This window comes from Bradyrhizobium macuxiense (genome assembly GCF_001542415.1).
GTDB classification, from domain to species: Bacteria; Pseudomonadota; Alphaproteobacteria; order Rhizobiales; family Xanthobacteraceae; genus Bradyrhizobium; species Bradyrhizobium macuxiense.
The window spans coordinates 14,188-28,975 of the sequence record NZ_LNCU01000047.1 but is presented as its reverse complement, the minus strand read 5'-3'; the positions used below and the strand labels follow the sequence as shown (position 1 = coordinate 28,975).

Here is a 14,788-nt window from a genome sequence, read left to right as displayed (position 1 = left end):
CGGCGTTCCTTCACATTACCGCCACCTCGCGATTAGCCGGCATCCTGCAATGCGACTGTTACAGTGGCTTCGAACCGTTGTTCGACCCGCAGCGGAGAGAGCTGCCGATGACGCCGGCGTTTTGCTTTGCCCATGCGCGGCGGGGCTTCTTCGAGCTGGCCGACATCGCGAAAAATGCTCGGGAAGGCAAGAAGGGCAAACCGGTCTCTCCGATCGCGCTGGAGGCGGTCAGGCGCCTCGATGCGTTGTTCGAGATCGAGCGCGCCATCAACGGCCGCGGCGCCGACGAGCGGCGCGCCGTGCGCCAGGAACAGAGCAAGCCGCTTCTCGAGGACATGCACGCCTGGTTGCTGCGTGAGCGCGAAACCCTCTCGCGCTCCTCCGAGGTCCTGAAGTCGATCAACTACATGCTCAGGCGCTGGGACGACTTCGCCCGCTTCCTCGACGATGGCAGGATCTGCTTGACCAACAATTGTGCTGAGCGCGCATTGAGAGGCATCGCCTTGGGAAGGCGCAACTGGACCTTCGCCGGCAGCCAGCGTGGCGCCGACCGTGTCGCCATCATGCTGACGATGATCACGACCTGTCGCCTCAACGACGTCGATCCCAAGGCCTGGCTCGCCGACGTTCTCGCCCGTATCGCCGATCTTCCCGCGTCGCGTCTGCACGAACTGCTGCCCTGGGAATGGAAGCTCCTGCGCCAAGCCGGCAAGCCCACCGGTCAGCAGGCTGCCTGACCTTCACACAACGCCATCATAGAGCTCGCCGTGCCCGCGCGCATGCGTCGATCAGGCGGTCTTCGTCGTATGCGTACGCCTATCCTGCGGAATTCCCAACAATAGTGGGCGGAGCAAAATCGGAAAAGGCGGATCGCAGATATCTTGAAATGGCGCGGTGCCGCGTACCCCCGGGGTTTGGCAGGCCCCAAAGTACCTTTTAGGCGTTCGCGGCGCGGATGAGGGCCACCAAATCCGTTACATTCTCCCTAAGATCAAGAATATCTAACTCGGCAGGCTTGCTCGCTACGATTTTTGCAACCCGCACCTTGTCTATATCCCTAACTATTTTGTCGGGGCCGGTGCCCGACGCAGAGCGCGACTTAAAGTGTAGAGCATGCCCATACGGGCTACCCGACACGGCGGAATGATACTTGGCGGAATAGACCTCTTCGACAGCAGCTTGCAGGGCATCGTGCGGGATGTAGTTCTCGATCTCTCTCCCCTTCGTGACCCACACCTTACTGCGCGTGTCTGCAAGCTCGGTAACAATCCTGGCCTTTGTGTCATTGATCGGCGAGCCGGCGCTTGATTTGTCGCTGTCGATGATGACGCACAAATTCTGATTAAGAGATCGCAATCGAATGAACTCGGTGACCTCCTCGTCCGTCGCGGATAGATGGCTTAGCAACCGACCGCCGTAGAACATGATGGAGTAGTGAATACTCTCCTGCAACTCGGGGGCGACGCTGGCAATCCAATGTCTCAAGTAGATGCGATCAGACGGTCCTTCCACCCAAATCACGAAGTTCGACTGTACTATGTCTGATGCGCGCACGCCCAAGTCCGAGCAGATCGCAAACCGCTCCTTCCGCAGAATGCTTTCCTTGATCTGAGTTTGAACGCCGTCGTTTGTGACATGAAATATAGCCGCGCCCGGCGTATCAATGAAGCTCGGCGAATGCGTTGCCACGAAGTACTGATTTGAGGTGTTCGATCGCAAATATGAGATGAGTTTCCGCTGTAGCAGCGGATGCAAATGACTTTCCGGTTCCTCGATGCAAACGATTTCCTTTTGGCTGATCGTACAGAAGGCGGCAATTAAGACCACCTCGTGAATACCTGTGCCTAGGCTCGATAGCGGCAATACCTTGTTGTCCATGTGGACCAGCACGTGCTTTCGATTATGCGGTATCTCAATCCTTGCTTCTTTTCGGCCCGTGACGGTCTGTAGGAACGAATTGATCCGCTCAAACAGCAAAAAATCCACCCGCTTATCGTGGTCGGGGCTTTGTAATTCAGCTAGTCGGCCGATTAGCCCCTTCCCACTAAAGTCACGGAACGCGTCCGCCTCCGCACCTACCTGCCGGTGGGTCGGGATGAACCGTATCGCAGGAAACGTTTGAGGTTGGGCATCGTAGAAAAGCGTGAGCGTTTGAGGTATCCAATGTTGGTCGATCCCGCCGCCGGTGGTCGATGTAAATGCGTTCCACAATAATTGCCAATCTCTATGGTCTATAGCGGCCTTGACCCGTTGAAGCATCATGGGCTCAATGGGGTCGCCACTTCGCCGGTCTTTTTGCATCCAGATCATTTCATCGTCGGCCATTGCCTCGGAGATGCTCTTGATGGATTGGCTGAATGTACGCACTTGGTTATCGTTGAAGCCTCGAGATTTGGCGATCGGGCCGAACTTGGCAATCACAGCATCTATGAACGTCGGTATCGATAGGCCGACTGCGAAATAGAACGTACCGGTCTTCGCTCCTGCATAAGCGTCAACCGTATCGACAGACGGAACGTCCTTTCTCTTGTTCAGGTGTCGATGGATCAAATCCAAGATCGTCGATTTGCCAGCGTTGTTTGCGCCAATAAAGAAGTTGAAGTCCTTGAACGGACCCAACTCCTGCTTTGCAGGTCCGATCCCGCGAAAAAATTGAACTGCCAAACCTTCAAGATAAATCGACATCGGAACGTTTCTCGCCAAAAAAAAGGAAAGAAACTACTAAGCGAATAATCAGATCGTTTGCAATCTTCGCGCGCAATAAACGCACGCTACTTTAGGTGAGATGCTCCTGCGTTGCCCCCTCGCCAGATACACTAGTTCACGGGTCGGTGGCCGAGGAGATCACGGCCATTTTCGTGACAGACGATTGCTCTACAGTAAGCGAGCGGAGGAACCATGACCAAGTACAGCCCCAACGAGAAGGTAATCGTGCGGTACATCGACAATGCGCGGTATCCGGCTCGGATCGTTCGTCTTGAGCCTCGCGCCGCAGACCACCACCCGGACGATGGCGACAGCTACTTGGTCCGCTGGGACCCGCGTGACCCGAATATCCCCGAGACATACGTCGCCCACGAAGAGAATATCCAGCGGTATAAGTGATGGAGCCCACGCCTTTCTCTCGACCAACCACTTCGGTCGAACTCCCGCCTACCTTGGGAACCTCGGGCCACTGATATAAAAGGTCTTCGACCGCTTACCCTTGCGACGTTTCGGTCGCGGCGACTTGACCGGAGTGCCGTACAGGCGCTCCCTCCACGGACCGCCGGCCGCCTTCCTGAATGACCACCAAGGTGAGATGATCAAATCTCCAACTACCCGATACTGCTTGTCCCGCGTCACGAAAATGTGGAGGTCGATGGCTTGGCGGCTGACCTTCGCCCGGCGCTTGTCCCTGACCGCTTCAAGGTGATCATCGAAAATCTCTTCATAGCCCGCGTACAAAGTTCGCATTAGTTCGCAAGAGCCTCCTGGCCGACGACGAAACGTTCGACGATGGTGATCTTGTCGGTCCAATCGCACGAGACGAGAACGTAAGTATCGCCCGGCATCGCCCCGGGAAAAGTTGCGGCGTATCGCTTGCAATTGGCAAGATGCGTATCGGCGATCTCTCTATTCTTCGGGGCCGAAATCCACAGCCTCACGTCGGCGCGCGCCTGCACGAGCTTGGTGAAATCATCATCGACCGGTAGTTGCGGGGATGTCAATTCGCATTCCCCAGCAAGGGCCAATCGCGTCATGTAGCCGTCTGCTACTTCGTACCAAACCATATCGTAGAGCCACTCTTGACCAGCATTCGAGCATCCCGATGCTGACACCTCAAATTCAAGGTCGCGGCCCAATCGGGAAATAAACTCCTTGATCGCCACGGTTGTCAGCGCCCAGCGGCCCCTTTGAAGCGACGTGATCAACGGTGTCGCCGCGAAGTAGGCCGCCAACTTTTGTTCGATCACCTCGGCCAACTGCTCTTTGTTGATGTTCCGCGACATATACCGCCCCGTGCTCTGCCAGCCAGCAGTGCCGTATCAAAGATAACTCTCACCTCAAATCCGGGGCATTCCGGATGCTGGGCACTGCCGCGCACCAAAGAAGTGCCCTCGGCGAAATGAGCGCGCTATGCAACCTTGAGGTTTTCGGTTCTAGTAGGGTTGAGCACAGGGGATGTACCACGCCTTGGGCTCATCAGCCCAACATTGCTTTGAAGATTTGACCAAGCAAGACCGTTAGAGCGGTAACTGTCGCTAAGGCGGCGGCTGCGATCAGCCCGTCTTTCACCTTGGTCGTGTATTGGACCAATATCGGCTTGAGCAATGCCACAAGTGGTTCAAGGCGCACCAAGCTCGCGCGCAATAGCCGACGTGCCGCCGAGACCTCCGCTTCGCGTTGTTCCTTCTCCAGCGGGTCGGGGAAGTCGTTCGCTTCGCGGATTGCTGTTTCGAGCCCTTGCATCGCCCGTTCGGCGTCAGCATAGTCTTTGCGGTTGTGATCGATGGTCACGGTGCGGTCGGATGCCGGGGCCGGCGCTGTCTCGTTCAATCGCTGATCAAGCAGGCGCCGTAATTCCCGCGACATCGGAGAAAACACTTGCTCGACAAAACGACGCGTGCCGTCATTTACATTTCTCTCCCGAAGAAAGTGGAAGGCGAGCAGCCCGATGTTTTCCTTCGTGCTCGCGAAGGCTCGGAACAAGAGCAGCTTTGTTCCTAGGGCTTTTTCCCGATCTTCGCCCCAGTCGAGTTTCTTGGTTTCCTTCGCTTTCGACATCCAGCCGTCGATATCGAGACCATCTTCCAATGTGCCAACGATCGCGGAAACCTGCGGCGTGCTATCAAGGTGGTGGAACCAATTGCGCAGGTGATCCGGCGCGAACGGATGCTGCGCCCGCGTCACATCTTCCGTAAGCTCATCGTAGATCGCTCGGAAATTTGTAAAATCATTCATTGACGACCTCTAAAGTGGGCGGCCTGCGCGCCAATCGATCTTGGCCTTTTTGCATTGTTCGCGGATGTAGGGCAGCGCCCGCAAAATATCTTGGCGTGGAGCCCAGTGGTTCCTGTTGAATGTGTCGGTGAAGCCGATGCGCTGATAGTCACCCTTCGCCAATCGCCAGTGCGCGGGGGCGAGATACGCGGTGAACGTTTCACCGACAGCAATCTTTGCCGGGAAACCCACACCAAATCGACCGCGTGTGTCGTCTAGGTAGCGCGGGTACTCCTCCAGCGTTGATAGCAGGGCGTAGCCAGTGATCTGGCCAAAATGACCACGAAACTTGATCAACGCATTAGATAGCGTCACGTCTCCCGGACCCATGTTGGTTGCGCTTAGACGCAATACCTCCGGGATATGATCGAGATCGTCCCCAACGATCTGCACCATCGCGAAGGAAACGCGAACCACCGGCTTGGGATAGATGAACTTCGACCAGACGTTCCAAACGAAGCTCGCGCCCGAAACGACCAGCGAGAAGATGCTGATCACAAGCGCCCAATCGGCTGTTTGCACTACTCACACCCCATTTTCGGCACGGCGGCCTCCGCTCAGTTTCAGGACCAATCTTAGGCGGAGGGCTGTCGCTCCTGATGATTGAGCCGCGCTTTCCACAGACTTTACAGACGAAACGGGGCTCCAGATCGGAGAGCCGGAGGGCGTCGGGCCATTGATCGACCACGGCTGGCGCCAGCTTCACGTTGTGGCTGCACCGGTAGTCCTCACAGAACACGATGACGCCGCGCGCGCCGGTCTCGCGCATCTGGCCGAGGGTGATTTTTTGGGGTCGCATGCCACGATCAAGGCGCCGCGACCGGCGGCTGGCAAATTATCAATCCCTCGCGGGTCGCGGCGGCGCGAGCCTACCGTTGGTCGTGGACGGCCCCCGGATTTTGGAGGGTTTGGGGGGCACCCTGGCGCTGCCCATTTAGCCCGCTTCAACCCGGGCGGAACCTGCAACCGCCCGGCCCGCTACGGACGCCGCTGGTGCGGCGTAAATCAGCGACCCGGTCTCCGATAAGCCGGATCAACGCATAGGCGACTGCGGCGCCCCGGGTAAACGCAAAGGGCCGCCCGATGGGGGCGGCCCTTCCGTAGGGGGGTCGATCAAAGGGCGGTATCAGGCGGCGGCGCGCCAGCGTCCCAAAGAGACCATGTCGCTATGATACTTTTGGCAATCGGGAATTGTCACAGTTTTTGCCATATCGCCGCGCAATACAGAACCACCTCGGCCGTGCGCCCACCTCGTCACGCGAAAATGCACGTTCCGGCCGTTGACAGTTCCCGCCGGAGCACGCGAAATCGTCAATGATTTGATATAGCTTCCCCGCATGAGTCCAACCGATTCCTCCCCATCAGCTGCCCGTGCCATCCGCCTGTTCCTCGCCGGCGTCCTGCCGATGCTGGCGCTTGTCGCGGCATGCCTGTGGACCAGCCCGGCGGCCGCCGATTTCCGCCTGTGCAACAACACGTCGAGCCGGGTCGGGATCGCGCTTGGCTACAAGGACGCCGAGGGCTGGACCACCGAAGGCTGGTGGAACGTATCGTCGCGTGCGTGCGAGACGCTGCTTCGCGGTAATCTGGTCGCGCGCTATTACTATATCTATGCGCTCGACTATGACCGCGGCGGCGAATGGTCCGGCCAGGCGTTCATGTGCTCGCGCGACAAGGAATTCACCATCAAGGGCACCGAGAATTGCCTTGCGCGCGGTTTTGACCGCACCGGCTTCTTCGAGGTCGACACCGGCGAGCAACGTGCATGGACCGTCCAGCTGACCGAAGCCAACGAACAACAGCCGCAGAAACTTCCGGGAATGCCGGGCGGAGTCGCCCCGGGAAGCCCCGGAGCAATGCCGGGCCTGCCAAATCCGCCGGCCGCAGCGCCTCCGGGCGCGTCTGGTCTGCCGCCAGCCGCAACGCCCGGAAACAAACAATGAGACGTCTGCGCCGTATCAAGATCCTCGCAACGCTCGGCCCCGCTTCCTCAGACAGCGCGATGATCCGCAAGCTGTTCGAGGCCGGCGCCGACCTGTTCCGCATCAACATGAGCCACACGCCGCATGACAAGATGCGGGAGCTGGTCAAGACCATCCGCAATGTCGAGTCGAGCTACGGCCGGCCGATCGGCATCCTGGTCGACCTGCAGGGACCGAAGCTGCGGGTCGGCGCATTCGCGGAAGGTTCGACCCAGCTCAACAACGGCCAGACCTTCATTCTCGATTCCGACAAGACCCCCGGCGACAACAGCCGCGTCCAGCTTCCGCATCCCGAGATCCTTGCCGCACTCCGGCCGGGGCATGCGCTATTGCTCGACGACGGCAAGGTGCGACTGATCGCCGAGGAAACCTCGCCCGAACGCGCGGTGACGCGCGTGGTGATCGGCGGCAGGATGTCGGATCGCAAGGGCGTCAGCCTGCCCGACACCGACCTGCCGGTTTCGGCGATGACGCCCAAGGATCGCGCCGATCTGGAAGCGGCGCTGCCCGAGGGGATCGATTGGGTCGCGCTGTCCTTCGTGCAGCGCGCCGAGGACGTGGTGGAAGCCAAGAAGATGATCCGCGGCCGCGCCGCCGTGATGGCCAAGATCGAGAAGCCGCAGGCGATCGATCGCCTCGCCGACATCATCGATGCGTCGGACGCACTGATGGTGGCGCGCGGCGATCTCGGCGTCGAGCTGCCGCTGGAACGGGTGCCGAGCCTGCAGAAACAGATGATCCGCATGGCGCGCCGCGCCGGCAAACCGGTGGTGGTCGCAACCCAGATGCTGGAATCGATGATCCAGGCGCCGGTGCCGACCCGCGCCGAGGTCTCCGACGTCGCCACCGCCGTGTACGAAGGCGCCGACGCGATCATGCTGTCGGCTGAATCGGCCGCCGGCAAATTCCCGGTGGAAGCGGTCTCGACCATGAACCGCATCGGCGAGGAAGTGGAGCGCGATCCGACCTATCGCGGCGTGATCAACGCGCAGCGTGTCGATCCCGAGCCCACCGTCGGCGATGCCATTGCCGACGCCGCGCGGCAGATCGCCGAGACGCTCGACCTGTCTGCGATCATCTGTTGGACCTCTTCGGGCTCGACCGCGATCCGCGTGGCCCGCGAGCGGCCCAAAGTGCCGGTGGTCGCGATCACGCCCAATCTCGCGACCGGCCGGAAGCTGTCGGTGGTGTGGGGCGTGCATTGCGTCGTCGCCGAGGACGCCCACGATCTCGACGATATGGTCAACCGCGCCGGCTCGATCGCGTTCAGGGATGGTTTCGCAAAGGCGGGCCAGCGCGTCATCATCGTCGCCGGCGTGCCGCTGCGCGCACCCGGCACCACCAACATGCTGCGCATCGCCTCGGTGGGACCTAACGGCGAAGCGGAGATCATGTGACCATGCAACAACGTTCCAGGCCGCGCGCGTGCGTGGCCCGGAACGTGAGCGTGACGATCAGCTCTGCAACGTCGCCTCGAGCGTGATCTTGGTGTTGAGCAGCTTTGACACCGGACATCCGGCCTTGGCCTTGCCGGCCAGTTCCTGAAATTTGGCATTGTCGGCGCCCGGGATCTTTGCCGTCAGCGCCAGATGCACGGAGGTGATGGCAAAGCCATCGCCGACCTTTTCCAGCGTCACATCGGCCTTGGTCTCCATGTGCTCGGCCGTGAGCTTGGCTTCGCCAAGGATCAACGACAGGGCCATCGTGAAGCACGCGGCGTGCGCTGCGCCGATCAATTCTTCGGGGTTCGAGCCCGGCTTGCCCTCGAAGCGGCTGGCGAAGCCATAGGGGTAATCCGTCAGCGCGCCGCTCTTGGTCGAGATCGCGCCTTTGCCGTCCTTGATGCCGCCCTGCCATTTGGCTGAGCCATGGGTCGTCGTCATGCGTTGCTCCTTGCGGTTGGCCTTAGCCCCCCGAAGCTACAACGCCGATGCGACAGAAAGTGTTCGCTGCGGCCGTGCGCTCAGGCTCCGACCAACGCCTTGGCCGGCGTCGTCGCCTGCACCACGAGGCCGCGCGCGCGCGCGTCCATCACCCCGACGGCGCGCAGCGCGAGCAAGGTCACGGTCTGCACCGCATCGCGCAGCTTGATGGGATCGTCGAGATTGACCGGCGCGAGCGGGCCGACAAGGGCCTCATGCAGCGCGCCGAGCAAGGCCGTGGCTGCCAGCCCAGTATCCTGCGCCGGCAGATGGCCGGCGCGCACCGCAGCGTCGATGCGCGTCGCCAGTTCGCCGGAAATGTCGCGACGGCTGGCCAGGCGCGATGCGGTGACGTCGACATCGACCGGCTCGGCGAGGATGCCCCAGGCGAGCTTGCGCTGCGACAGCACGTGGACCGCAATCGTTGTCACCGCGGCAGCCAGCGCCGATGACGGCCCGGGCGCGGCATCCGCGGCACGGCGGATCGCGGCCAGTTCGTCACGCGAGACGTCCGCGATCAGTTCCGAGATCAGCTCGGCCTTGGATGGGAAATAGCGATAGACGGTCCCGGCCGCGACATTGGCACGGACCGCGACCGGCGCGATCTGCACAGCCGCCATGCCACCGTCAGCTGCAGCGTCGCGCGCTGCAGACAGGATGGCGCTGCGCCGGGCAGCCAGCCGTTTCACGACTTGATGAGTTCGCCGATAGACCATGGCGTTCCGTCCCCCCGGACGCGCGTCCCAGCCGGCGCCCACCGGCAGAACGCACGCATCTTCAACGTCTTGAGCGATTGATCCCGCAATCACCACAAGAAGTGAACAACTATTCAAACGGAAACACAAGGTGGAATTGTAAGGATTTTGCGACAGCCAAAATGCTCGCCAAGATTGCCATCACGACGGCCTTAAACCCTTATCAACGCGCGCCCTGACCACGAAGCGAGGATTGTGCTGCCGCCGTTATCCTCATCTTAAAGGAGGCTGGGGAATCTACCGCTCCCACATCCGGGTGCGGTCATGGCTGAATCGGATACCCGCCTTGCCTGGCGGCTTTTCAATCTCAACTGGATTCCCATCGCCGCGATGAGCAGCGTGTTGCTGCTCGCGGTGCTGTTCGGAGGATTCTCGGTCGAGCCGAAAGCGTTCGGCGTGATGAGTGGCATGGCCGGCCAATTCGCACTGATGGTCTATCTGTATTTCTGGGCGCGCGGATCCGCCGCCGATCCGAAACTGCTGTTCGGCCTCGGCGCGATCGCCCAACTGCTCCTCATCGTAGTGATCATGGGACCGCTCACCTACGTGGCGCTCGCACTCAACTGGCCGCTGCAGGATCACACATTTCTGGCGATCGATCGCGCGATGGGTCTCGATCCCGAGGCAATCATCAGTTTCGTGAACGATCACGCATGGCTGATGACAGCGCTCGTGACCAGCTACGGATTCATCAAGTGGTTTCTGCTGGCGGTCCCAATCATCCTCGCGGCAACGCTGCGGCTGGTCAGGCTGCAGCAATTCGTCGCCGCGTTCAGCCTCGCATTGGCGATCACGCTCGTGATCTCGACGCTCGTTCCGGCCGTCGGCACCTTCTATGGCTTGAACATCTCGCCCGCCGATTTCCCGTCCGTCCACACCAAGGTCTACGAGGCTCAACTGCGCGACATCCTGGCGGTGCGCTCCGGCGTACTCCGGCATCTCGAGCTGTTCGAGCTCGCAGGCGTGGTGTCGTTCCCGAGCTTCCACGCAGCGTCCGGCGTACTCTATCTGTGGGCGCTGTGGCCGGTGCGCGGCATCGGCATCGTTGCCGCCGCGATGAACGTGTTGATGATCGCGTCGACGCCGGTGATCGGCGCCCATTACGTCATCGACGTGATCGGCGGCGTGTTGCTCGCAGTGACCTGCATCGCAGTGGTGAAATACGGCGTCGCCTTCTTCAGCGGCCGGGCAACTGCCGCCAAGATTGATTATGTCCGGGCAAGGCCGCTCGAGGCCGACGCACGCTGACCGCTGATTGCGTTCGCTGACACCGAGGGCGCAAGCCGATTCTCGGCATGGTAAATCGCGATCTAAAATGATCGTTCGATTTCGAAATATCTGCGCCGGCGAGCGGCGAACGAGGCCGCGGCTGAAATGGACCTTGAACGAGAGAAAATGAACTGTTGGCGGTTTCGTTAAGCTAATCACGTCGATTGTCGGATCGAATTTACTCGACTTTAGATAAGTTCCCCTAAGCCACCAAGCGGCTCGCGTCCGACGACCGGCGAGCGCAAAGAGCCATCGGGCTCGCGTCTTCGTGAGGGATCGGTGGACAGGATCCAAGTCTGGCTTGAACCGACACTCGACAAGTTTACGAACGCGGCGAGCCCGCTCCTCCTGAGATCGGCAATTTATCTCTTTCTGATCTCGTTCATCTGTCTGTTCTACATTCTCGACGCGCCGCTTTTGCTTGCTCACTACGATCTAGGCTGGCATCTCGCCGCTGGAGACCTGATCCGGGAACGGAATAGCGTCCCTCTCACGGACCCCTGGTCATTCACTCATGGCGACAAGCAATGGTATAATCTGTCCTGGCTCTGGGACGCACTTGCCAGTGTGACGTATCAATATACGGGTTTTAGTGGCCTCCTCCTGAGTACCGTTGCCTGTGGCGCAGCGATCGTCGGCATCCTGGCGTCCATCTGTCTTGGCTACGGAGGGTCCGCCGTTGCGGTTTGTATTTCGGTCTTCCTGACCTGCCTGCTCTATCCCGCCTACTACGCCACGCCGAACATCTATCTCGCGGTTTCGCCGAATACGTGCACGATGTTGCTGTGTGTCGTCTTCTATCGCGAATGCCTGCGAAAAACCCGATGGTTCGTACTTCCGTTGCTGATGGGGCTTTGGGCCAATTTGCACGGAGGCTTTCTGCTTGGCTTTCTCGTGATCGGCGTTTTCTTCGGCGTAGCCGCAATGAGAGGAACCTGGGCCGAGTGCAGAAGGTTCGGTCTCGTTGGGATCGGATGTCTTGCCGCGACATTCGTCAATCCGCTGGGCTGGAATATCTATGCCGGTGTCGCCGCGACGATGGGGCACTTTGTCCAGGGAAACATCAGCGAATGGCGCTCCTATTATCACAACATGGAAATGCCGGGCAGCATCCCTGGCATTCTGTACATGGCGGCTTTCGTCGCGCTCGAACTTCATTACAGAAACTCAAAACCAATCCCGCTCGAACCAAGATTGATGGCTTGGCTCTTCTTGATCCTGGGGCTTGATCAATTCAGATACATTGCGTTCTTCTTCATTTTCTCGACCGCGCCGATGGCGCTTCATATCAGCCGGTTGTTGCCCGAACGACTCAACGATTTCAGCGTGAGGGGACCGCTGCTGGCGGCCGGACTTGCAGGCCTGTGCACCTTGCCGATGGCATTCCTGCACGTTGCACCGGCCCTCGACCTGCCCGACATGCTATCGACTGAAGGTGCGGCCTATCTACAAAAGCATTTCTCTCACGCGCGAGTCCTGAACCATTGGAACGTCGGCGGCTATCTCATCTTCCGCACGCATGGGACTGTCCCTGTATTCGTCGACGGACGTGCCGCAACCGCCTATCCTGATGATCTGCTGCACGACTATTTCAAGCTGGCGCGCCGGGAGGTCGATGAGGCGGCGTGGGATATGGTGCTCAACAAGTACCAGATCGACGCGGTGCTGTGGGTTAAGGCGCACGAACAGTTGCGGCGGTTTCTCGTCGATCGGCGCGGCTGGCAAGAACAATACAGTGGCGCCTTCCTGACAGTTTATGTCAGGCGCCCATTCAATCCTGTCGATGAAGCCAAATGACAAGTAACGCTGCGATTCTGCCTATCGTCACCGTCCCCACCGCCAAGAGCGAAACATTCGCTGTACGGTACGGCAGCCTCTGTGGGCTGCTACTGCTCGCCACGGCTTTGCGGCTGCCGCTCGCCTTTTGGCCAAACGTCATTCACAACGACGAGATATATCAATATCTCGAGCCTGCCTGGCGCCTGCTCGGCCACCAAGGGGTCGTCACCTGGGAATGGCGGGATGGAATTCGGAACTGGTTTCTGCCGACCTTGTTCGCAGGACCGATTGCTCTTGGCGACTGGCTGGCACCGGGTGGGTGGGGTGCCTTCGTCGGGCCTCGCCTGATCGCCTCGTTTGCGTCACTGTCGATGGTCGTGACGGCTTGGCATTTCGGCGAACGCATTTCGCGCGCGCATGCGACCGTTGCGGCGCTTGCCGTCACGGTCTGGTTCGAACTGGTCTACTTCGCGCCTCACACGCTAAGCGAACCCTTGGCCACGGCCGTCATCCTGCCGGCCGCCTATCTGCTGACGGGGCAGCTTTCCCGCAGCCGCCTCGTCATGGGCGGCGCACTACTCGCTCTCGCCTTCGTCTGGCGCTTCCAGTATGCGCCCGCCTCGGCGGTGTTCGCATTGGGAGCGTGCTGGAGGGACCGGCGAAACGCGCTTCCCCTGATTGCCGGTGGATTGGCTACTTTGACGATCGCAGCCGGCATCGACGTGCTGCATGGCTCGACGCCGTTCGCATGGCTGATCCTGAATATTCAGCAAAACCTCCTGCATGACCGGGCATCGGAATTCGGCGTCGCACCGGCGTTCGCTTACGTTACCCTGATGTTATCCCTGTGGTCGGGAGCGACGCTACTGATGCTCCCCGCGCTTTGGCGCGGATGGCGGCATGCGCCTCTGCTGATCGTCGCAGCGGTCGTGAACATCGCGTTTCACAGCATGATCGCGCACAAGGAATACCGCTTCATCTTCCTGTCGATCGTGCTGCTGGTCATCGCGGCAGGCCTTGGCTCCGCAGACTGGGTTCAGCTGATGCGACAACGTGCACCGCGCGCTCGGCGCTACTGGGCACTTCCGATCGTGTGCGGCACCTGGGTGCTGCTATCGCTCAGCCTGTCCGCCACGCGCTTCATGCACGATTACTGGGTCCTCGGCCTGGGTGAGGCCAACTTGGCGGCGGACCTGAGCGCCGATCCGGAATTCTGCGGTTTGGCACTGTACGGCCTGCCCGCCCCCTTCCTGCCTGGGCGCGGTCAGCTCGCGCTCGGCCGGCCCGTTTATTCCTTCTATCCGTCGGACCCTCTGGCCAAGGGCCAACTTCCGGCTCTGGTGAAAAGGCACCAGCAGGAATTCAACCGCATCATCGGCCCGATGACGCTAGCAAGCGAGCTACCTTCGGATTTCTCGCCACGGGGCTGCGCACTGATGAGCAGCGATCACGTGACCGCCTGCGTCTTTGCGCGACGCGGCACCTGCGATCTAGCTGCGACCAGTCCGTTCAAGATCAATGACGTGCTGGTACGCCTGAATTACTAGAGCATGATCCGGAAAAGTGGAAAGCAGTCTCCGATTCGCCGCTGACGCGGCGCGGCCGTGCCGTTGGCCGGGCGGGAGGATGCCACGGCGCCGCGATCGGCGCCAAGCGCAATCAAGAGCTCGCTGACGCTATTTCTTCGCCATGCCCCGCTCCTTGACGGGGATCACGAATTTCAGCCCCGACCAGACCGTGTCCACGGCACAGACCTTGACGTCGACGAGGCCGGCCGCGAGCGCGGTCTCGCGCACAGTGACATCCGTGAGATCGGTCGCGACGCCCGAGCTCTTCTTCGGCCACGACACCCAGATCACGCCGTCGGGTGCGATCGCCTGGCGGTAGCGGCTCAGCTTCGCGGCGAGCCCTCTGGCCTCGGCCGTGAACAGATGCACGACATCAAGCGGGCCTTTGGCAGTCTTCGCCACCCGCACGCCGGCCGGGAGTTCACCGACGACATCGGCATAAGGCGCGGACAATCCGTCCACAAAAATACAAAAGCCCGGCTTGAGGCCGAGCTTTTGCACAACTGGTTTGCCGGAGCTGCCGGCCATGA

14 protein-coding genes are annotated in these 14,788 nt (G+C 60.4%); 7 read left to right on the top strand and 7 right to left on the bottom strand.

The genetic code is table 11. The features are described from left to right. Nucleotides 1-737: IS66 family transposase (tnpC, locus tag AS156_RS16970; RefSeq protein ID WP_136626271.1), on the top strand; the 737-nt coding region annotated here is incomplete at its 5' end. Between the two features lie 199 nt (nucleotides 738-936). Here the strand turns inward: tnpC and AS156_RS16965 are convergent. Then, nucleotides 937-2,685 carry an ATP-dependent nuclease gene (locus AS156_RS16965; RefSeq protein WP_066506388.1) on the bottom strand — a complete coding sequence of 583 codons (1,749 nt, stop codon included), beginning with the start codon at nucleotides 2,683-2,685 and terminating at the stop codon, nucleotides 937-939. Between the two features lie 213 nt (nucleotides 2,686-2,898). Here AS156_RS16965 and AS156_RS16960 point away from each other — a divergent pair, with 213 nt between their 5' ends. Further along, complete coding sequence (locus AS156_RS16960) at nucleotides 2,899-3,105, top strand: hypothetical protein (RefSeq protein ID WP_066506386.1); 207 nt, start codon at nucleotides 2,899-2,901, stop codon at nucleotides 3,103-3,105. A 350-nt stretch (nucleotides 3,106-3,455) separates the two neighbouring features. On the opposite strand, the gene AS156_RS16950 is transcribed toward AS156_RS16960, so the two are convergent. From AS156_RS16950 to AS156_RS42865, 3 genes are all read right to left on the bottom strand, one after another. Continuing rightward, a complete protein-coding gene (locus tag AS156_RS16950; protein WP_066506383.1) occupies nucleotides 3,456-3,992 on the bottom strand; it encodes a hypothetical protein in 537 nt (178 codons plus the stop codon). Between the two features lie 193 nt (nucleotides 3,993-4,185). Next, a complete protein-coding gene (locus AS156_RS16945; RefSeq protein ID WP_066506380.1) occupies nucleotides 4,186-4,944 on the bottom strand; it encodes a hypothetical protein in 759 nt (252 codons plus the stop codon). A 9-nt stretch (nucleotides 4,945-4,953) separates the two neighbouring features. Then, nucleotides 4,954-5,505, bottom strand: coding sequence for a hypothetical protein (locus tag AS156_RS42865; protein WP_160331100.1), 552 nt, complete (start codon nucleotides 5,503-5,505; stop codon nucleotides 4,954-4,956). Between the two features lie 815 nt (nucleotides 5,506-6,320). Here AS156_RS42865 and AS156_RS16935 point away from each other — a divergent pair. Next, nucleotides 6,321-6,926 (top strand): DUF1036 domain-containing protein, encoded by a 606-nt coding sequence (locus AS156_RS16935; protein WP_066506374.1) that lies wholly within the window; start codon nucleotides 6,321-6,323, stop codon nucleotides 6,924-6,926. After that, complete coding sequence (gene pyk, locus AS156_RS16930; RefSeq protein ID WP_066506367.1) at nucleotides 6,923-8,362, top strand: pyruvate kinase; 1,440 nt, start codon at nucleotides 6,923-6,925, stop codon at nucleotides 8,360-8,362. The genes AS156_RS16935 and pyk overlap by 4 nt, the downstream gene beginning before the upstream one ends. Nucleotides 8,363-8,419: 57 nt before the next feature. Here pyk and AS156_RS16925 read toward each other — a convergent pair whose 3' ends face one another. Then, entirely contained in the window at nucleotides 8,420-8,848 is a 429-nt protein-coding gene (locus AS156_RS16925; RefSeq protein WP_066506365.1) for an OsmC family protein, read from the bottom strand. An 80-nt stretch (nucleotides 8,849-8,928) separates the two neighbouring features. Then, a complete protein-coding gene (locus AS156_RS16920; RefSeq protein WP_066506363.1) occupies nucleotides 8,929-9,603 on the bottom strand; it encodes a TetR/AcrR family transcriptional regulator in 675 nt (224 codons plus the stop codon). A 303-nt stretch (nucleotides 9,604-9,906) separates the two neighbouring features. Between AS156_RS16920 and AS156_RS16915 the strand changes: the two genes are divergently transcribed. The 3 genes from AS156_RS16915 to AS156_RS16905 all read left to right on the top strand — a co-directional run bounded on the left by AS156_RS16915 (nucleotide 9,907) and on the right by AS156_RS16905 (nucleotide 14,237). Further along, complete coding sequence (locus tag AS156_RS16915; protein WP_066506361.1) at nucleotides 9,907-10,890, top strand: phosphatase PAP2 family protein; 984 nt, start codon at nucleotides 9,907-9,909, stop codon at nucleotides 10,888-10,890. Between the two features lie 300 nt (nucleotides 10,891-11,190). Next, nucleotides 11,191-12,708 carry a hypothetical protein gene (locus AS156_RS16910; RefSeq protein ID WP_066506358.1) on the top strand — a complete coding sequence of 506 codons (1,518 nt, stop codon included), beginning with the start codon at nucleotides 11,191-11,193 and terminating at the stop codon, nucleotides 12,706-12,708. Continuing rightward, a complete protein-coding gene (locus AS156_RS16905; protein ID WP_066506353.1) occupies nucleotides 12,705-14,237 on the top strand; it encodes a glycosyltransferase family protein in 1,533 nt (510 codons plus the stop codon). The genes AS156_RS16910 and AS156_RS16905 overlap by 4 nt, the downstream gene beginning before the upstream one ends. Nucleotides 14,238-14,366: 129 nt before the next feature. Here the strand turns inward: AS156_RS16905 and AS156_RS16900 are convergent, their stop codons facing one another. Further along, entirely contained in the window at nucleotides 14,367-14,786 is a 420-nt protein-coding gene (locus tag AS156_RS16900) for a DUF3052 family protein (RefSeq protein WP_066506351.1), read from the bottom strand. Nucleotides 14,787-14,788: the final 2 nt, after the last annotated feature.

What these genes read in the sequence shown, in the direction of transcription:
- AS156_RS16965 (WP_066506388.1), bottom strand. Translation starts at nt 2,685, where the DNA reads ATGTCGATTTATCTTGAAGGTTTGGCAGTTCAATTTTTTCGCGGGATC.
- AS156_RS16960 (WP_066506386.1), top strand. Translation starts at nt 2,899, where the DNA reads ATGACCAAGTACAGCCCCAACGAGAAGGTAATCGTGCGGTACATCGAC.
- AS156_RS16950 (WP_066506383.1), bottom strand. Translation starts at nt 3,992, where the DNA reads ATGTCGCGGAACATCAACAAAGAGCAGTTGGCCGAGGTGATCGAACAA.
- AS156_RS16945 (WP_066506380.1), bottom strand. Translation starts at nt 4,944, where the DNA reads ATGAATGATTTTACAAATTTCCGAGCGATCTACGATGAGCTTACGGAA.
- AS156_RS16935 (WP_066506374.1), top strand. Translation starts at nt 6,321, where the DNA reads ATGAGTCCAACCGATTCCTCCCCATCAGCTGCCCGTGCCATCCGCCTG.
- pyk (WP_066506367.1), top strand. Translation starts at nt 6,923, where the DNA reads ATGAGACGTCTGCGCCGTATCAAGATCCTCGCAACGCTCGGCCCCGCT.
- AS156_RS16925 (WP_066506365.1), bottom strand. Translation starts at nt 8,848, where the DNA reads ATGACGACGACCCATGGCTCAGCCAAATGGCAGGGCGGCATCAAGGAC.
- AS156_RS16920 (WP_066506363.1), bottom strand. Translation starts at nt 9,603, where the DNA reads ATGGTCTATCGGCGAACTCATCAAGTCGTGAAACGGCTGGCTGCCCGG.
- AS156_RS16915 (WP_066506361.1), top strand. Translation starts at nt 9,907, where the DNA reads ATGGCTGAATCGGATACCCGCCTTGCCTGGCGGCTTTTCAATCTCAAC.
- AS156_RS16905 (WP_066506353.1), top strand. Translation starts at nt 12,705, where the DNA reads ATGACAAGTAACGCTGCGATTCTGCCTATCGTCACCGTCCCCACCGCC.
- AS156_RS16900 (WP_066506351.1), bottom strand. Translation starts at nt 14,786, where the DNA reads ATGGCCGGCAGCTCCGGCAAACCAGTTGTGCAAAAGCTCGGCCTCAAG.